Annotated in this window: 13 protein-coding genes; 7 read left to right on the top strand and 6 right to left on the bottom strand. The window is 75.1% G+C overall.

Annotated elements, in window-relative coordinates:
* Positions 1–7 precede the first annotated feature (7 nt).
* The 3 genes from BM158_RS03245 to BM158_RS03235 are packed head-to-tail and all read right to left on the bottom strand — an operon-like array spanning position 8 to position 3,515.
* Entirely contained in the window at positions 8–1,156 is a 1,149-nt protein-coding gene (locus BM158_RS03245; protein ID WP_091554651.1) for a carbohydrate ABC transporter permease, read from the bottom strand.
* Complete coding sequence (locus tag BM158_RS03240; RefSeq protein WP_091554648.1) at positions 1,153–2,391, bottom strand: extracellular solute-binding protein; 1,239 nt, start codon at positions 2,389–2,391, stop codon at positions 1,153–1,155. Before BM158_RS03240 ends, BM158_RS03245 begins: the two co-directional genes overlap by 4 nt.
* Before the next feature lie 53 nt (positions 2,392–2,444).
* Positions 2,445–3,515: a LacI family DNA-binding transcriptional regulator gene (locus BM158_RS03235; RefSeq protein WP_091554646.1), complete on the bottom strand. Its 1,071-nt coding sequence runs from the start codon at positions 3,513–3,515 to the stop codon at positions 2,445–2,447.
* A gap of 126 nt (positions 3,516–3,641) precedes the next feature.
* On the opposite strand from BM158_RS03235, the gene BM158_RS03230 reads away from it, so the two are divergent.
* Both BM158_RS03230 and BM158_RS03225 read left to right on the top strand, forming a co-directional pair.
* On the top strand, positions 3,642–5,672 hold the full coding sequence (locus BM158_RS03230; RefSeq protein ID WP_091554645.1) for a glycogen debranching N-terminal domain-containing protein: 2,031 nt from the start codon (positions 3,642–3,644) through the stop codon (positions 5,670–5,672).
* A gap of 38 nt (positions 5,673–5,710) precedes the next feature.
* Complete coding sequence (locus tag BM158_RS03225; protein WP_091556244.1) at positions 5,711–6,589, top strand: YihY/virulence factor BrkB family protein; 879 nt, start codon at positions 5,711–5,713, stop codon at positions 6,587–6,589.
* Here the strand turns inward: BM158_RS03225 and BM158_RS03220 are convergent.
* Positions 6,492–7,658, bottom strand: coding sequence for a GAF domain-containing protein (locus BM158_RS03220; RefSeq protein WP_229827481.1), 1,167 nt, complete (start codon positions 7,656–7,658; stop codon positions 6,492–6,494). The two genes, BM158_RS03225 and BM158_RS03220, sit on opposite strands and share 98 nt — an antisense overlap.
* A 125-nt stretch (positions 7,659–7,783) precedes the next feature.
* Between BM158_RS03220 and BM158_RS03215 the strand changes: the two genes are divergently transcribed.
* Positions 7,784–9,598, top strand: a complete 1,815-nt coding sequence (locus BM158_RS03215) for an NAD(P)/FAD-dependent oxidoreductase (RefSeq protein ID WP_091554641.1) — start codon at positions 7,784–7,786, stop codon at positions 9,596–9,598.
* Here BM158_RS03215 and BM158_RS03210 read toward each other — a convergent pair.
* Positions 9,595–11,919 (bottom strand): penicillin-binding protein, encoded by a 2,325-nt coding sequence (locus tag BM158_RS03210; protein WP_091554639.1) that lies wholly within the window; start codon positions 11,917–11,919, stop codon positions 9,595–9,597. The two genes, BM158_RS03215 and BM158_RS03210, sit on opposite strands and share 4 nt — an antisense overlap.
* Before the next feature lie 141 nt (positions 11,920–12,060).
* On the opposite strand from BM158_RS03210, the gene BM158_RS03205 reads away from it, so the two are divergent.
* From BM158_RS03205 to BM158_RS03190, 4 genes are read left to right on the top strand one after another with little or no spacing between them, the layout of a single operon-like run.
* Positions 12,061–13,473, top strand: a complete 1,413-nt coding sequence (locus BM158_RS03205) for a xanthine dehydrogenase small subunit (RefSeq protein WP_091554637.1) — start codon at positions 12,061–12,063, stop codon at positions 13,471–13,473.
* Positions 13,470–15,884, top strand: coding sequence for a xanthine dehydrogenase molybdopterin binding subunit (gene xdhB / locus BM158_RS03200; protein WP_091554635.1), 2,415 nt, complete (start codon positions 13,470–13,472; stop codon positions 15,882–15,884). The genes BM158_RS03205 and xdhB overlap by 4 nt, the downstream gene beginning before the upstream one ends.
* The gene (xdhC, locus tag BM158_RS03195) at positions 15,884–16,681 is read left to right on the top strand and encodes a xanthine dehydrogenase accessory protein XdhC (protein ID WP_091554633.1); all 798 of its coding nucleotides are present in this window, start codon (positions 15,884–15,886) and stop codon (positions 16,679–16,681) included. Before xdhB ends, xdhC begins: the two co-directional genes overlap by 1 nt.
* Positions 16,678–17,922, top strand: a complete 1,245-nt coding sequence (locus tag BM158_RS03190) for a guanine deaminase (RefSeq protein WP_091554631.1) — start codon at positions 16,678–16,680, stop codon at positions 17,920–17,922. The genes xdhC and BM158_RS03190 overlap by 4 nt, the downstream gene beginning before the upstream one ends.
* On the opposite strand, the gene BM158_RS03185 is transcribed toward BM158_RS03190, so the two are convergent.
* Positions 17,923–18,495 (bottom strand): helix-turn-helix domain-containing protein, encoded by a 573-nt coding sequence (locus tag BM158_RS03185; RefSeq protein WP_207506128.1) that lies wholly within the window; start codon positions 18,493–18,495, stop codon positions 17,923–17,925.
* Between the last annotated feature and the right edge of the window lie 55 nt (positions 18,496–18,550).

The raw sequence follows: 18,550 nt of genomic DNA, 5'->3' as shown, positions 1-18,550 counted from the left end.
GGCTGCCTCACCGGTCCGCGTGGAAGAAGGTCGTGGACGTCCGCCGCCGGGCGACCGCGCGGGCCGCCCTCCTCTCGGCGATGGCGTCCTTGTCGCGCATGAGGAACCGCTGCAGCGTGGTCAGCACGACGATGATCGCGAAGAGCACGAACGACATCGCCGCGGCGCGGCCCCACTGCCCGGTCTCGAAGGCCGACGTGTAGCTCAGGTAGGCCGGCGTCAGCGTGGTCTTGGCCGGGTTGCCCTGGCTGATCAGGTACACCTGGTCGAACACCTGCCAGGTGCCGATCAGGCCCAGCGTCGTGACCAGGAACAGGGTCGGGCGCAGCGCCGGCAACGTCACGGCACGGAACCGCTGCCACCGGTTGGCGCCGTCCATGACCGCGGCCTCGCGGACGTCGGCGGGCACGTCCTGCAGCGCGGCCAGGAACATGAGCATGTAGCCGCCGGCCGACGTCCAGACCACCAGCAGGATCAGCGCGGCCAGCGCGATCGAGGGGCCGCTGAGCCAGTCCCACCAGGTCAGGCCCAGGGGCCCGCCGTCGGTGAGCGCGGCCGGCGGGTTCGCCGAGTCCCACAGCCCGAGGCCGTCGCCGGCCAGGTGCAGCAGGCCGCGGCTGTCGCTGAACCAGTTGGGCCCGTCGATGCCGAACACCCCGAGCAGCGCGTTGACCGCGCCCCCGCCGGTGAACAGGAAGATGAAGACCAGGCTGATGGCCACCGAGCTGGTGACGGTCGGGAAGTAGAACGCCGTCCGGAAGAAGCCCTTGGCCCGGATCCTGGAGTTGAGCACCAGCGCCAGGCCCAGCGCGATCGCGGTCTGCAGCGGCACGACCAGCAGCACGTACCAGGCGTTGTTGCGCAGCGAGGTCATGAAGTCCTGCCGGGCCAGGCCCGGCTCGGTGAGGATCGCCGCGTAGTTGTCGAACCCGACGAAGCCCACCGACCCGCTGAACGGCGACCCGCGGCCGCGCCAGTCGGTCAGGCTCACCCAGAACGCCATGAGGATCGGGATGAGCACGAACAGCCCGATGAGCACGGCCTGCGGGGTGGCGAAGGCCCACCCCGCCCGGCCCTGCCCCGCGCGCGAGGCGCCCCCCGACCCCCGCAGGGGCCGCGTCTGCAGACCCCCCGCGGGGGCCGGGGCGGCGGTCATCCGCCGACCAGCGGCTCGAGGTTGGTCTGCGTGGACTGCAGGATGGCCTCCGGGTCACCGGTGGCCAGGCCACCGAGCTGGCTGTCGAAGTCCAGCAGCACCTGCTCGGCACCCGGGGCGTTGACCGGGCCCTGCGCGTACTCCGCGCCGTCGATGTAGGCCTGCCGCTCCGGGAACTGCTCCAGGTAGGCGTCGGCCAGCGACTGGCGGGAGGGCAGCACGCCGGTGTCCTGGGTGAGCGCGGTCATCGCGTCCGCGCCGGTCAGGTAGGTGGCGAGGTCGACCGCGGCGTCCTGGGCGTCGCTGTCGGCGGCCACGGCCAGGCAGTTGGTGAAGGACAGGGTGCCGGGGCCGTCCGGGCCCTCGGGCAGCGGGACGACGGTGTAGCCGACCTCGGGGTAGTCGGACTCCATCGCGCCGACGATCCAGTTGCCCTCGATGGTCATCGCGGCCTTGCCGGTGCCGAAGGCCTCGCCGCCCCAGCCCGCGTCGACGGCGCTCGGGTAGGCGAAGGAGCCGGCGGCGAGGTTGGTCTGCAGGTACTGCAGCGCCTCGAGGTTCTGCGGGGTGTCCACGGTGGCCTCGGTGCCGTCGCCGTTGAGGAACCAGCCGCCGGCCTCGACCATGAACGCGCCCACCCGGTCGCGGGTGTCGCCGATGACCAGGCCGGTCTGGGTGCCGGTGGTCAGCCGCTGCGCCACCGACGCCAGCTGGTCCCAGGTGGTCGGGTAGTCGGCCTCGGTCAGGCCCGCGGCCGACCAGGCGGCGTCGTTGATCTCCAGCGCGAGGGTGGAGAAGTCCTTGGGCAGGCAGTACTGGGTGTCCTGGTAGGTGAAGGCGTCGACCAGGTTCGGGTAGAAGTCGTCGACGTCGTCGACCTGGTCCACGTAGGGGAACAGGTTGCCCGCGTCGGCCTGGTCGGCCAGCCGGCTGGCGTCGAGGTAGAACACGTCGGGCGGGTTGCCGCCGGCGAAGCCCTGCGCGAGCTCCTGCGACAGGTCCGCGGCCACCTGGACCTCGACGGTGTTGCCCGACTCCTGCTCGTAGGCGTCGACCTGCGCCTGCACGGCCTCGGTCTCGGCGTCGCCGGAGCTGGCGATGAGCATGGTCAGCGACGCGCTGCCGGACTCCTGCTGCTCGGCGGTGTCGTCGAACCCGCCGCCGCAGGCGGCGGCCAGGGACAGCGCGGCGACGGCGACCGCCGCCTGCGCGGACCGTCGGATCGGGGATCTCACGGGGTTCCTCCTCGTCGAGGTGGCCGGCGGCGCGGTGCCGCCGGTCGGGTGGGTCAGGGGGTGGCCAGGACCGGGGGGACGACGGCCGGGGGGCCGCCGCGCTCGGACGACGCCCGCACCACCAGCCGGGGGGCGAGCAGCACGGGCTCGTCGGCGGTGGCGCCGGGGCCGGGGTCCAGCTGGGCGCGCAGCAGGTCGATGCAGGCCGCGGCCGCGGCGGCGACCGGCTGGGCGACCGAGGACAGCCCGATCGCGGCGGCCACCGGGCTGTCGTCGAACCCGACGACGCCGACGTCGGCCCCGGGACGGCGGCCCAGCTCCTGCACCGCGCCCAGCGCACCCAGGGCCAGGGAGTCCGAGGCGCAGACCAGCGCGGTCACCCCGCGGGCGGCCAGCAGGCCCAGCGCCGCGGCCTGGGCGACCGCGGGGTCGTCGGGGAGGCCGGCGTCCAGGCCGGCGACGGGCAGGCCGGCCGAGGACATCGCGTCCACCCAGCCGGCCCGCCGGTCGTCGCCGGTGCCCGAGCCCACCGGCCAGCCGAGGAAGGCGACCCGGGTGTGGCCCTGTGCGACCAGGTGCTCGACGGCCGCGCGGGTCCCCGCGGCGCCGTCGGTGTCGACCCAGCTGCGCCCGGCGGGGTCGTCCCAGGGCCGGCCGAAGCTGGCCACCGGCAGCCGGCGGCGGCGCAGCCACGCGGTGCGGGGGTCGCCGTGCGAGGTGCCGGTGAGCACGAAGGCGTCCACGGCGAAGCCGGCGACCAGCTCGTCGTAGGCCTCGACCTCGCCCTCGGCGTCGTCGGCGGTGAACAGCACCATCCGGTGGCCGGACTCCTCGGCGCTGCGGGTGAGGGCGTGCAGGAACTGGTCGAGGACGATGCCGCCCAGGCCCTCGCGGACCGGGTCGATGCGGATGCCGATCAGCTGGGAGCGGTGGCTGCGCATCTGCTGCGCGGCCCGCAGCGGTCGGTAGCCGACCTCGTCGATGACGGCGCGGACCCGGTCGAGGGTGGTCTCGCTGACCAGGTGCGGCGCGTTGAGCACGTTGCTGACGGTCTGCTTGGAGACCTGCGCGAGGGCCGCCACGCTGGCCAGGGTCGGGCGCTCGACGCCGTCGTCGGGGTCCACCGCGCACCTCCTAGATTTGACCGATCCAAAGTGATGGCTGGCACAGTGCGCCGCTGACAGGCCCGTGTCAAGTCGACCTCGGACCCAGCTTGTGCGTCGGCCCCGGGATCGGGTTGGATCGGTCGAATGACGAGCGACCCAGGTCTGCAGCCGACCGTGCACGAGCTCGACGTGTGCCTGCGGGCGCCGGTGAGCGTGCTGTCGGCCCACGACGGCACGGTCCGCGGCCAGGGCGCCGAGGGCGTCTACTGCGGCGACGTCCGGGTGCTGTCGGTGGTCGGGGTGACCGTGGCCGGCCGGGCACCCGACGGCATCGGCGGCGGCAGCACCGGGACCGGCACCAGCCGGCACGTCGCCGTCCTGCGCGGGCTCGGCGACCCCGGCCCCGACCCGACGATCCGCCTGGAGACCGTGCGCGAGCTGGCCGACGACGGGCTCACCGAGACCCTCCGCCTGGTCTCCGGCGCAGCGCAGCCGCTGCACGCCGAGGTGGTGCTGACCCTGGCCACCGACCTGGCCACCGTCGAGGAGGTCAAGAGCGGGCAGCCCCGCCCGCTGGTCGCCCCCGACGGCGAGGGCTGGGCCGGACGCGGCGTCGTCGTCGCCGTCCCCGGGCTGGAGGCGGACGGCGACCACGGCCGGCTCACCTGGACCGTCGAGGTCCCGCCGCGCGGCGAGGTGGCGCTGGACTGGTCGGTGCGGGTGGTCGACCCCGGCGGGGTCACCGCCGCCGCGCCCACGCCGTCCACCTGGTCGACCCCGCGGGTGACCTGCGACGACTCCCGCCTGGCCCCGCTGCTGACCCAGTCGCTGGAGGACCTGGCCGGGCTGCGGATGGTGACCACCACCGAGCCCGACGACGTCTTCGCCGCCGCCGGTGCGCCCTGGTACCTGACCCTGTTCGGCCGGGACAGCCTCTGGACGGCGCGGCTGCTGCTGCCGCTGGGCACCGAGCTGGCCGGCGGCACGCTGCGCACGCTGGCCGCCCGGCAGGGCACCCGCCGGGACGACGCGACGGGCGAGGAGCCGGGCAAGGTCCTGCACGAGATCCGCCGTCCGCCCGTGGCCGAGGAGGGGACCACCCCGTTCCTGCCGCCGGTGTACTTCGGGACCGTCGACGCCACCCCGCTGTGGGTCTGCCTGCTGCACGACGCCTGGCGGTGGGGCCTGCCCGCGGACGAGGTCGAGGCACTGCTGGACCCGCTGGAGCGGGCGCTGGGGTGGCTGGCCACCGATGCCGACCCCGACGGCGACGGCTTCCTGGAGTACCTCGACCGCACCGGCACGGGCCTGGCCAACCAGGGGTGGAAGGACAGCCACGACTCGGTCCGGTTCGTCGACGGCCGGATCGCCGACGGCCCGATCGCGCTGGCCGAGGCGCAGGCCTACGCGCACGAGGCGATGCTCGGCGGCGCCGCGCTGCTGGAGGCGTTCGGCCGGCCCGGCGCGCAGCGGTGGCGGGACCGGGCCGCCGACCTGCGCGCCCGGTTCCGGGACGCGTTCTGGGTCGGCGACGCCGAGGGCCGCTACCCCGCCATCGCGCTGGACGGCGACAAGGTCCCGGTCGACGCGCCCGCCTCGAACATGGGTCACCTGCTGGGCACCGGCCTGCTCGACGCCGAGGAGTCCGCGCAGGTCGCCGCCCGGCTCGGCTCCCCGGCGATGGACTCCGGCTTCGGGCTGCGCACCATGGCCACCACCGCCGGCGGCTACGGCCCGCTGACCTACCACTGCGGCTCGGTGTGGCCGCACGACACGGCGATCGCGCTGACCGGCCTGGCCCGCGACGGCCACCGGGCGCCGGCGGCCTCGCTGGCCCGCGGGGTCCTGGCCGCCGGGGAGTCCTTCGGCCAGCGGCTGCCCGAGCTGTTCGCCGGCGACCCGGCCACCGAGGTCCGGCGGGCCCTGGCCTACCCGGCGTCCTGCCGTCCGCAGGCGTGGTCGGCCGCCGCACCCGTCGCGGTCCTCACCGCGGTGCTGGGGCTGCGGCCCGACGTGCCGGCCGGCCGGCTGGAGGTGGCACCGCTGCGGCCGGCGCCGCTGGGCGCGCTGCGGGTCGAGGGCCTGCGCATCGGGTCCGACGACGTCACCGTGGCGGTGAGCGCCGCGGGAGAGGTCGAGGTCACCGGCTTCTCCGGGGAGGTCGTGCTCGGCTGACCGGGCGGCGGCGCCCGCGGGGTGGTGGAGTGGGCCGGGTGACCCGATGGCGTTCCGAGACCCGCGGGCTGCTGCGCTCCGTGCGCCGCGGGCTGCGCGGCCGGGACCTGTCGCTGATCGCCGCCGGGTTGACCTTCTACGCGGGCATCTCCGTCGTCCCGCTGCTGCTGCTCGCGCTGGGGCTGACCAGCCTGCTCACCTCCCGGGGGACGGTGCGCGGCTACCTCGACACCCTCGGCGAGGTGCTGCCCGACCAGCTCGGCGCCCCCGACGCGCTCGCGGCGCTCGCCGAGGCGGGCACCACGCTGACCTGGCTGGGCGGCCTGCTGGCGCTGCTGCCGATGACGTTCTGGGGCGAGGGCCTGCGCCGGGCCCTGCTGCGGTTCACCGGCCAGGAGGACAGCTTCACCGGCTGGCGGGGCCGGCTGGCCGTCGTCCCCCTGCTGGTCGTCGCGCCGTTCCTGCTGCTGGCCGTGCTCATGGTCGTGCCCGTGCTCGCCGACCTGCAGGAGCACGGGTTCTGGGGCCGGGTGGGGTCGATCGCGGTCGGCTTCTACACGGTGCTGTTCGCCCTCGCCGTCCCGCTGGTGTGGGGGTTCCGGGTGGTGGCGCCGGGGATGCTGCGCTGGCGGGCCATCGTGGTCGGCGCGTTCTTCACCGCGGCGTCGCTGTCGGGGTTCCTCCAGGGGTTCGTGCTGTTCCTGCGCCTGCCGTTCGCCCTGGGTGCCCCGTTCGGCGGGCTGGACGTGGTCGGCGGGGTGATCGCGATCGGGCTGTGGCTGTGGGTGCTGCACCTGGTGGTGGTCGCGGGCTGGCTGCTCACGCAGGCACTGGACGAGCGGCTCGCGCGCGGAGCACCACCGGCGCCACCGACCCCGGCAGCAGCCGACCGGCCGGCCGGCGCACCTGCACCGTGACGCCCTCAGCGAACCGGTAGGGCCGGGTCGCCAGCAGCGGCCCGACCGCACGGCGCAGCCGGGACACCTCGGCCCGCACGGTGACCGTGCGGGTGGGGTCGGCGAACAGGTCGTCGGCCAGCTCCCCCGCGCTGCGGCCGCCGGGCGCCTCGGCCAGGGCCAGCAGGATCTCCGCGTGCCGCAGCCCGAGGACGTCGGTCCACGAGCCGGTCGGCGCAGCCACCCGCAGCACCGGCCGGTCACCGGACAGGTCCAGCAGCACGTCGGTCGCACCGCCGGGCTCGGCGTCGTCCAGCCGCACCAGCCAGCCGCCGGGCAGCGGCTCGACCCGGCAGGCTCCCAGCCCCGGCAGCACCGCGGGGCCGCCGTCCAGGCCGGCGGGCAGCACCACCCGGGCCGGGCCGGCGAACCCGGTGGCCGCCGCGGTCGCGCCGTCCGGGGCCAGCACCAGGGCGCGGCCCTCGACCCGGGCCAGCAGCGGGCCGGCCACCCGGCGCAGCTGCTCCAGCACCCGGTCGTGCGCGGCGCGCACCTCGTGCTCGGCCAGTGCCGCCACCGCCGACACCAGCGCCAGCGCACCGGGGTGCGCGGTGCGGGCCGGCCCGGACAGGTCGACGACGCCGAGCAGACCGCCGCCGACCGGGTCCCGCAGCGGGGCGGCGGCGCAGGTCCACTGCTGGTGGCCGTCGACGTAGTGCTCGCCGCCGTGCACGCCGACCGGAGTGCCCACCACCAGGCAGGTGCCGATGGCGTTGGTGCCCACGGTCGGCTCGTCCCAGGCCGCGCCGGGCACGAAGCCCAGGCCGTCGGCCCGCCGCCGCACCTCCGGCGCCCCGCCCTGCCAGAGCACCCGGCCGTCGGTGCCGGTGACCACGACCAGCTGGCCGCAGGCCCGCGCCACGGGCTCGAGCCGGTCGCGCAGCACGGGGAGCATCGGGGCCAGCGGGCCGCTGACCACCCGCCGGGACACCTCGGCGTCGGTCAGCACCGCCTGCCCGGGGCCGCCGCCCGGGTCGACCCCGGCGGCGGCCACCCGGCGCCAGGACGCGTCGATCAGCTGCCGGGGCACCCGTCCAGCGTGTGACCTGGACCACCGATCGCGCAACCCTCTGCAACCCTGCCGCGACGCCCGCGCCAGGTGTGCGATGGGCGCGCGGACGGCGACGAGGCCGGCCGCGACGAGGAGGGACCCGCATGACCCAGACCCTGGAACGGCCCACCGACACCCCCGCGGGCCGCGTCGAGTCCTGGCTGGCCGACTTCCAGGCCGCGCTCACCGCCCGCGACGTGGACGCGGCCGTCGAGCTGTTCGCGCCCACCTGCTTCTGGCGCGACCTGATCGCCTTCACCTGGAACATCACCACCGCGGAGGGCCAGGACGCCGTCCGCGCCCGGCTGACCGAGGTGCTGGACCGGGTCGACCCGACCGGGTTCCGGGTGACCGAGGGCGAGGAGCCCACCGGTGCCGACGGCGTCGACGAGGCGTGGATCCACTTCGAGACCGCCGTCGGTCGCGGCCGCGGCCACCTGCGGCTCCAGGACGGCAAGGCGTGGACCTTGCTGACCACCCTCTTCGAGCTGACGGGCCACGAGGAGAAGGCCGGCCGGGAGCGGCCGATGGGCGCCGAGCACGGGGCCAACAAGGACCGGCAGACCTGGCTGGAGCGTCGTGACGCCGAGGCCGTCGAGCTCGGCTACACCCGTCAGCCCTACGTGCTGGTCATCGGCGGCGGCCAGGGCGGCATCGCGCTGGGTGCCCGGCTGCGCCAGCTCGACGTCCCCACGATCGTGGTGGACCGGCACGCCCGGCCCGGGGACCAGTGGCGGTCCCGCTACAAGTCCCTGTGCCTGCACGACCCGGTCTGGTACGACCACCTGCCCTACCTGCCGTTCCCGGAGAACTGGCCGGTGTTCGCGCCGAAGGACAAGATCGGTGACTGGCTGGAGATGTACGTCAAGGTCATGGAGCTGAACTACTGGAGCTCCACCACGGTCGAGTCCGCCTCCTTCGACGAGGCCGCCGGCACCTGGACCGTCCAGCTCACCCGCGACGGCGAGCGGCTGACGCTGCACCCGACCCAGCTGGTCTTCGCCACCGGCATGTCCGGCAAGGCCCGGATGCCGCACTTCCCGGGCATGGACCGCTTCCGCGGGGAGCAGCAGCACAGCTCGCAGCACCCCGGCCCCGAGGAGTACCGGGGCAAGGAGGTGGTCGTCGTCGGCTCCAACAACTCCGCCCACGACATCTGCGCCGCCCTGTGGGAGCACGGCGCCGACGTCACGATGGTGCAGCGCAGCTCGACGCACATCGTCACCAGCGCCTCGCTGATGGGCACGATGGAGGGCCTGTACTCCGAGAGCGCCGTGGCCAACGGGGTGACCACGGAGAAGGCCGACCTGACCTTCGCCTCGCTGCCCTACCGGATCATGGGCGAGTTCCAGAAGCCGCTCTACGACCAGATCCGCATCGACGACGCCGAGTTCTACTCCCGGCTGGAGAAGGCCGGGTTCCAGCTCGACTTCGGCGACGACGACTCCGGGCTGTTCCTCAAGTACCTGCGGCGGGGCTCGGGCTACTACATCGACGTGGGGGCCTCCGAGCTCATCGCGAACGGGTCGGTGAAGCTGGTCGGCGGCCAAGTGCGCGAGCTCACCGAGGACGCCGTCGTGCTGGAGGACGGCACGGAGCTGCCGGCCGACCTGGTGGTCTACGCGACCGGCTACGACTCGATGAACGGCTGGATCGCCGACCTCGTCGACGCGGAGACCGCCGACCGGGTGGGCAAGGTCTGGGGGCTGGGCTCGGACACCACCAAGGACCCGGGCCCGTGGGAGGGCGAGCAGCGCGGCATGTGGAAGCCCACCGCCGTCCCGCAGCTGTGGATGCACGGCGGGAACCTGCACCAGTCGCGGCACTACTCGCTGTACCTGGCCCTGCAGCTCAAGGCCCGGTACGAGGGCATCCCGACGCCGGTCAGCGAGCCGGCCGCCGTGCACCACACGAGCTAGTCCGTCGGCAGCCCCGGGACCACCGGCGGCCCCGGGACCGGCAGCCCCGGTGGGGGCGCCGGTCCCGGGGCGGGCGCCGGCGCCGGTGCGGGTGCCGGGGCGGGCGGCACGTAGGAGGCGCCGTTGCTGACCCGGATGGTGACCACCTGGCCGACGACGGCGCGGCCCCCGGCCGGCGGGCTGGTGCCCAGCAGGGACCCCGACGGGCTGCTGCCGTTGACCGTCACGGTCTGCGGCACGAACCCGGCCGACGTCAGCGCCGAACGGCAGGCCGACACCGAGCCGCAGCCGGGCACCGGGCGGGTGTTGCCGTTGACGACGGAGGGGTCGGCGGGCGGGAACTCCCCGCTGCCGCGGGCCTCGAGGATCGGCGCCATCGCCGCCCGCCAGATGGTGGCCGGCTTGTTGCCGCCGAAGCCGCCGACGTCCTGGTTCTGCTTGGGGTTGAGCACCATGACGCTGGCGGTGATCTCGGGGGTGTAGCCGACGAAGGCGGCGGAGAAGTTGTCCTGCGAGGTGCCGGTCTTGCCGGCGATCTGGTGGCCGGCGACGTAGGCGCGCGAGCCGGTCTGGCCGGGGTTCCCGGGCTCGACGTCGCGTCGCAGGATCTGGTTCATCGTGGTGGCCACGCCCGGGTTGATCGCCCCGGGGGTGCACTGGTCGCCGCGGACGACGGGGGCGCCGTCGGCGTCGGTGAGCGGGGCGCCGGTGCGGTCGAGGACGGCGGTCACCGGCGTGACCAGGCAGCGGGTGCCGCTGGCCGCGAAGGTCGAGTACGCGCTGGCCAGGGCGAGCGGGCTGGTGGCCTCGGCGCCGAAGGTGAACGACCCCCGGTTCTCGTCGATGATCTGCTGCGGCAGGCCCGGGTCGCTGAACTGGAACAGCCCCGCCGCCTCGGCCATCCGCACCGGTTCCTCGACGCTGCCCAGCGCGTCCTCCAGCGCCAGGAAGTAGGTGTTGGAGGACTGGTACAGCGCGGTGGAGAGGTCCAGCGTCGGGGAGTAGCGGCCGGCGTTGCGCACGTCGTAGGGCTCGCTGCCGTCGCGGTAGACCCGGGACACGTAGGGGTCCGAGGTGGTCAGCGTGTAGTACTGCGAGTACTGCCGGGCCAGCGCCGCGGCGGCGGTGAACACCTTGTACGTCGACCCCGAGCCCTGGCTGGCGGCGACGTTGAGGTTGTAGGACTCCTGCGCCGGGTCGGCCGGGTCGTAGCCGAAGACCCGGTTCACGCTCATCGCCAGCAGGTGGCCGGTGCCGGGCTGGACGGCGGTGAACATGCCGGCCAGGGAGTCGCCCATCGGCAGGGTCTGCAGCACCGCGGCGTCCCCGGCCCGCTGCAGGTCGGGGTCCAGCGTGGTCTGGATGGTCAGCCCGTCGTGCTCGAGCTGCTCCTGGCTGATGCCCAGCGTCTGGGTCAGGTAGCGCTGCACGTAGTCGCAGACGAAGGCGCCGACCGAGGCCTGCACGCACCCGCGCGGCGGGGCCGCGCCGAGGGCCAGGCCCAGCGGGGCGGCCTGGGCGGCCTGCGCGTCGACGGTGCTGACCATCCCCTGGGCGGCCATCCGGTCCAGCACCTGGTTGCGCCGGGTCGTCGCGGCGTCCGGGTTGACCGTGGGGTCGTCGTTGGTGGGGCTCTGCGCCAGCCCGGCGAGCATCGCCGCCTGCGGCAGGGTCAGGTCGGCCGCGTCGACGGAGAAGTAGATGCGGGCGGCGGCCTGCACCCCGTAGGCGTTCTGCCCGAAGTACACGATGTTCAGGTAGCGGGTGAGGATCTCGTCCTTGGAGTAGGTCTCCTCCAGCGCCAGGGCGAGCCGGGCCTCGCGCAGCTTGCGCTCCAGCGTCTGCTCGGTGGCCGCGGCGGCCTCCTGCGGCGTCTCGGCGGTCTGCAGCAGGGTCTGCTTGACCAGCTGCTGGGTCAGCGTCGAGCCGCCCTCCTGCACGTCGCCGGCGACCAGGTTGGTCACCGCGGCGCGCAGCGTGCCCTGCACGTCCAGGCCGTTGTGGGAGAAGAAGCGGGCGTCCTCGATGGCGACCATCGCCTGCTTCATGACCTCGGCGATGGCGTCGGGGGCGACCGGGGCGCGGTTCTCGTCGTAGAACCCGGTGATCACCTCGCCGTTGGCTGCCAGCACCACGGTGTTGCCCGGCGGCGTGCGGTCGGTGAGCTCGACCGGCAGCGCGTCCAACAGCGACGCGGAGTTGCGCGCGGTCACGCCGATCCCGCCGACCACCGGGAACAGGGCGGCGGCCACCAGCACCCCGGCCAGCACGACGGCGCCCAGCAGCTGGGCGAGCGTGCCGATCCGGCGCGCGGCGCTCATCGACGTGCCTCCCTGCAGGTCGGAGCCCCCATAGAACCTGGGACGGAGACGTTCCACAACGGTCGGCGGGCCCGTCGAGACCTGCTCGCAATCTCGGGGGTGCACCCTGGAGCCCCGCACCGACCCCGAGGAGTCCGTCCCATGACGTCCCCGAGCCTGACCGTGAACGGGCGCACCGTCCCCCTGGACGGCGTCCCCGCGCACACCACAGCGCTGGACTGGCTGCGGGAGTCGGGCCTGGTCGGGGCCAAGGAGGGCTGCGCCGAGGGCGAGTGCGGCGCCTGCTCGGTGCTGGTCGCCCGCCCCGGGACGACGACCCCCACCCGCTGGACGGCGCTGAACGCCTGCCTGGTCCCGGTGCTGGCGCTCGACGGCCAGGAGGTGGTCACCGCCGAGGGCCTGGGCACCCCCGCCAACCTGCACCCCGTGCAGCACGAGATGGCGGTGCGCGGCGGCTCGCAGTGCGGCTACTGCACCCCGGGCTTCGTCTGCTCGATGGCCGCGGAGTTCTACCGGCCCGACCGGGTCCCGATCGAGGCGCCCGGCGAGCCCACGCCCGAGCACGGCCCGAACGGCTTCGACCTGCACGCCCTGTCGGGCAACCTCTGCCGCTGCACCGGCTACCGGCCGATCCGCGACGCCGCCTACGCCCTGGCCTCCCCCGCCGCCGACGACGCGCTGGCCGGCCGGCAGGCCCGTCCCGCCCCCGAGGCGGCCCCGACCGACGTCCCCGGGTTCACCCGCCCCGCCGACCTGCCCGCCGCGCTGGCGTTGCTCGCCGAGCACCCCGACGCGGTGGTCGTCGCCGGCTCCACCGACCACGGCGTCGAGGTCAACCTGCGCGGCCTGCGGGCGGCCCAGGTGGTCGCCATCGACCGGCTGCCCGAGCTCCGCGGGGTCTCGGTCACCGACGAGGTCGTCGAGATCGGCGCCGCGGTCACCCTCAGCGAGGTGGCCGCCCGGCTGGACGGCGCGGTCCCGCTGCTGGACCTGCTGCTCCCCCAGTTCGCCTCCGTGCTGATCCGCAACGGCGCGACGCTGGGCGGCAACCTGGGCACCGGCTCCCCCATCGGCGACACCGCCCCCGGCCTGCTCGCCCTGGACGCCTCGCTGGTGCTGGTCTCGGCGGCCGGCGAGCGCGAGGTGGCCCTGGCCGACTACTTCACCGGCTACCGGCGCAGCGTGCGGACGGCGGGCGAGCTCATCCGCGCCGTCCGCATCCCGCAGCCGCAACCCGGGCTGGTCGCTTTCACCAAGATCGCCAAGCGGCGGTTCGACGACATCTCCAGCGTCGCCGTCGCGATCGGCCTGGACGTGGTGGACGGCGAGGTCACCCGGGCCCGGATCGGGCTGGGCGGGGTCGCCGCGACCCCGATCCGGGCCCGCGCCACCGAGGAGGCCCTGGTCGGGGCGCGGTGGCCCGACGTCGCCGCGGCCGCCGACGTGCTGGCCACCGAGGGCACCCCGCTCGACGACCACCGGGCCAGCGCCGCCTACCGCCGGGCGATGCTGCGCCAGGCCCTGCTCAAGACCGCCGCGGAGGTGCCGGCATGAGTGCCCTGTCCGAACGCCCGCTCGGCGCCGTGGTCGGCGCGTCCGTGCCGCACGAGGCCGCCGCGCTGCACGTCACCGGGCAGGCGCTCTACACCGACGACCTGGTCGGCCGCACCAAGGGCGTGCTGCACGCGTGGCCGGTGCAGGTGCTCGCCGCGCACGCGCGGGTCACCGCCGTCCGCACCGACGCCGCGACCGCCGTCCCCGGGGTGGTGCGGGTGCTCACCGCGGCCGACGTCCCCGGCGTGAACGACGCCGGGGTCAAGCACGACGAGCCGCTGTTCCCCGACGAGGTCATGTTCTTCGGCCACGCGGTGGCCTGGGTGCTCGGCGAGACGCTGGAGGCCGCCCGGCTCGGCGCGGTCGCCGTCGAGGTGGACGTCGAGGAGCTGCCCGCGCTGGTCACCGTGCGCGACGCGGTGGCCGCGGAGTCCTTCCAGGGCGGCCGGCCGACCCTGCTGCGCGGCCCGGACGTCGAGGAGGCCCTCGCCGGGTCGGCGCACGTGTTCAGCGGCGAGTTCGAGTTCGCCGGCCAGGAGCACTTCTACCTGGAGACCCACTGCGCGCTGGCCCAGGTCGACGAGAACGGCCAGGTGTTCGTGCAGTCGAGCACCCAGCACCCCACCGAGACGCAGGAGATCGTCGCGCACGTGCTGGGCCTGGCCAGCAGCGAGGTCACCGTGCAGTGCCTGCGGATGGGCGGCGGGTTCGGCGGCAAGGAGATGCAGCCGCACGGCCTCGCGGCCGTCGCCGCGCTCGGCGCCCGGCTCACCGGCCGGCCCGTGCGGCTGCGGCTCAACCGCGCGCAGGACATCACCATGACCGGCAAGCGGCACGGCTTCCTGGCCCAGTGGCGGGTCGGGTTCGACGACGACGGCCGGCTGACCGCGCTGGACGCGACGCTGACCTCGGACGGCGGCTGGAGCCTGGACCTCTCCGAGCCGGTGCTGGCCCGGGCCCTGTGCCACATCGACAACGCGTACTGGATCCCCGCGGTGCGGGTGAACGGCCGGATCGCGAAGACCAACAAGACCTCGCAGACGGCGTTCCGCGGCTTCGGCGGGCCGCAGGGCATGCTGGTGATCGAGGACGTGCTGGGCCGCTGCGCCCCGGCGCTGGGCTTCACGGCCGAGGAGCTGCGCCGGCGGAACTTCTACGCGCCGGGCCAGGACACCCCCTACGGCCAGCCCGTGCGGCACGCCGACCGGCTCGCGACGGCGTGGCAGCAGGTGCTGGACTCCTCGGACTTCCACGCCCGCACCGCCGGCATCGAGGCGTTCAACGCCGGGTCGCCGCACCTCAAGCGCGGGCTGGCCATCACCCCGGTCAAGTTCGGCATCTCGTTCAACTTCACCGCCTTCAACCAGGGCGGGGCGCTGGTGCACGTCTATAAGGACGGCTCGGTGCTCATCACGCACGGCGGCACCGAGATGGGCCAGGGCCTGCACACCAAGATGCTGCAGGTCGCGGCCACCGCCCTCGGCGTCCCGCTGTCCCGGGTGCGGCTGGCCCCCACCCGCACCGACAAGGTGCCCAACACCTCGGCCACCGCGGCGAGCTCGGGCGCGGACCTCAACGGCGGCGCGGTGAAGAACGCCTGCGAGCAGATCCTGGCCCGGCTGTCCCAGGTCGCCGCCGAGGAGCTGCACGTGCCCGCGGCCGACGTGCGGTTCGTCGGGGGCCGGGTGCGCGGCCTGGACGCCGACGGGGCCTCGCTGCCGTGGGAGGACGTCGTCCGGCTGGCCTACTTCTCGCGGGTGCAGCTGTGGGCGGCCGGCTTCTACCGGACCGAGGGCCTGCACTGGGACTCCGCGGCGATGCGCGGCGAGCCGTTCAAGTACTTCGCCTACGGGGTGGCCGCCGCCGAGGTCGAGGTCGACGGGTTCACCGGCGCCTACCGGGTGCGGCGGGTGGACATCGTGCACGACGTCGGCGACTCGCTGTCCCCGCTGGTCGACCTCGGCCAGGTCGAGGGCGGGTTCGTGCAGGGCGTGGGCTGGCTGACCCTGGAGGACCTGCGCTGGGACGAGCGCACCGGCAAGATCACCACGTCCTCGGCGTCGACGTACAAGCTGCCGAGCTTCTCCGAGATGCCCGAGGACTTCCGGGTCTCGCTGCTGGACGCCGCGCACGAGGACGGCGCGGTCTACGGCTCCAAGGCGGTCGGCGAGCCCCCGCTGATGCTGGCGTTCTCGGTCCGGGAGGCCCTGCGCCAGGCCGCCGCCGCGTTCGGGCCAGCGAGGGTCTCCGTGGACCTCGCGTCGCCGGCCACCCCGGAGGCGGTGTTCTGGGCGGTCGAGGCGGCCCGCGCCGCCGAGGGCGCGCACGTGCGCGACGGGGGCTCCGCGCCGCCCCAACCCGACGGCCCGCCGATCCGGCCGGAGTCCGAGCGCGTGCTGGGCCAGACCTGATGCGCTGGGACCGCGCCGTGCAGGCGCTGCGCGAGCGCCGGGAGGCCGGCGTGCTGGTCACCGTGGCGACCGTGCGCGGCCACTCCCCGCGGGAGGCCGGCGCCAAGATGGTCGTCACGGCGTCGGAGCTGCACGGCACCGTGGGCGGCGGCAACCTCGAGGCGGTCGCCGTCGAGCGGGCCCGCGAGCTGCTGGCCGCCGGCGGGGCGACCGAGCTGGTCGAGGTCGCGCTGTCGGACAAGGCGCCCTACCGGCACGGCGTGCAGTGCTGCGGCGGCGAGGTCGGGCTGCTGCTGGAGCCGCTGCCCGTCGTCCCCGCCGTGGCGGTGTTCGGCATCGGGCACGTCGGGCTGGAGCTGGCCCGCATCCTGGCCCGGCACGACCTGGACCTGCACCTGGTCGACAGCCGGCCCGGTCAGCTGACCCCGGAGCGGCTCGCCGTGCTGGACGACGCCGTCGCCGCGGTGCGCGTGCACCAGGTGCCGGTGCTGCCCGAGCTGGTGCTGGCCGAGCTGCCCGCGGGCAGCCACGTGCTGGTGATGACGCACGACCACGCCGAGGACGCCGCGCTGTGCGACGCCGCGCTGCGGACGCCGGGCCTGGCGTCGATCGGGCTGATCGGCTCGGCCGGCAAGTGGGCGCGGTTCCGCCGCACCCTGGTCGCCGACGGCGCCCCGGACCCCGACCGGATCACCTGCCCGATCGGGTTGCCGGAGCTGGCCGGCAAGGACCCCGCGGTCATCGCGGTCAGCGTGGCGGCGGCGCTGCTCGGCGCCCTCGCCCGCGTGCCGTCGTGACCCTGGTCCGCGGCACGTTCCTCGACACCCCGGTCGCCGGGGAGCTGCGCACGCTCGACGGGGTGCTGCAGGTCGAGGACGGCGTCGTCACGGCCCGGGGACCGGCCGAGGACTTCCCCGCGGCGGACGTCGACCTGCGCGGCGGCGTGGTGCTGCCCGGGCTGGTGGACACCCACGTGCACTACCCGCAGGTCCGGGCGATCGGCGGGCTGGGCATGCCGCTGCTGGACTGGCTGGACCGCTGCGCCCTGCCCGAGGAGTGCAAGCTGGCCGCGCCCGCCTACGCGTCGGCGGTGGCGACGGAGTTCGTCGACGGCCTGGTCCGGGCGGGGACGACGACCGCGCTGGTCTTCGGCTCGCACTTCGCCACGGCGGTGGACGCGCTGTTCACCGAGGCCGCGCGGGTCGGGCTGCGGGTGACCTCGGGGCTGGTGGTCAGCGACCGCCTGCTGCCGGAGGACCTGCTGACGACGCCGGACCGCTCGGTGGAGGAGGGCGCGGCGCTGGCCGCCCGCTGGCACGGGGTGGGCCGGTCGCGGTACGCGGTGACGCCGCGCTTCTCGCTGTCCTGCTCACCCGGGCTGCTGGAGGCCGGCGCCGACCTGCTCGGTTCGCTCGACGACGCGTTCTTCACCTCGCACGTGAACGAGAACCCCGCCGAGGTGGCCGCGGTGGCCGACCTGCACGGCGGCTACGTGGACAGCTACGACCGGTACGGCCTGCTGGGGCCCGCGGCGGTGCTGGCGCACGACGTGCACCCCACCGACGCCGAGCTCGGGGTGCTGGCCGCGCGCGGGACGGCGGTGGCCCACTGCCCGACGTCCAACGCGGCGCTGGGCAGCGGCCTGTTCCCGCTGCGCCGGCACCGGGAGGCCGGCGTCCGGGTGGCGCTGGGCTCGGACGTCGGCGCCGGCACCGGGTTCTCGCTGCTCAAGGAGGGCCTGCAGGCCTACTTCGCCCAGCAGCTCCTCGGTCCCGAGGGCGTGCCGCTGACCCCGGCGGACCTGCTGCACCTGGCCACGGTGGCCGGCGCCGAGGCCCTGGGCCTGGCCGACGTCGGGCACCTGTCGGTCGGCATGCGCTTCGACGCGGTCTGGCTGCGCCCGCCGGAGGGCTCGACCCTGGACGTCGTCCTCCGCTCAGCCGCCGGCCCCGACGACGCGCTGGCGAAGGTGTTCGCCCTCGGCGGGCCCGCGGACGTCGCTGGCGTCTGGGTGGACGGCGACCGCGTCCGCGGCTGATCAGCCCTCGGGGTAGGGCTGCAGGACGCTGAACAGGGCGTAGGTGGAGCGGTCGCCGTCCCGCCCCCGGGTCCGGTCGGCCCACGCCTGGACGACGTCGTCCAGCTCGGCCGCCATCCGCGCGGCCTCGTCCTTCGTCAACCGCACGGTCGAGGCGCTGATGTGCACGGTGACCGCGTCGTCGGGCTCGCGGCGGTAGGCGCTGTCGACCACCCCGTGCGCCCAGGCGCTGGCCTGCTGCCGCCAGAGGTCGACCGCTGCCCGACCGCCGGGGACGGTGGCCAGGTCGCCGACGTCGATGCTCAGCCCGGTCCGCGCGGTCAGCTGCCAGACCCGGTCACGGCGGTCGCGGCCGGCGTCCGGGGCCTCCTCCACCAGGCCGTACTTCGCGAGCTGGCGCAGGTGGAAGCTGGCCTGGTTGGCCGGGATGCCGAGGTCGCGGGCGATGTCGGCCGCCCGGACCGGGCCCGTCGCGTACATCTCGTCGACGATCCGCGACCGCACCGGGTGGGCCAGGCCGCGCAGGACCGTGGGGTCGCGGACCGGCTGGGCGGGTGCCCGCTCCTCGCTCACGGCCGCAGCCTAACCGGGTCCCGCACGCCTCATTGCGCACGTTTTGTTGCGCAAG

The organism is Klenkia taihuensis (assembly GCF_900112525.1).
Taxonomy (GTDB): Bacteria; Actinomycetota; Actinomycetes; order Mycobacteriales; family Geodermatophilaceae; genus Klenkia; species Klenkia taihuensis.
Note: the sequence above shows the minus strand (reverse complement) of the source record. Positions and strands in the feature narration are given on the sequence as shown.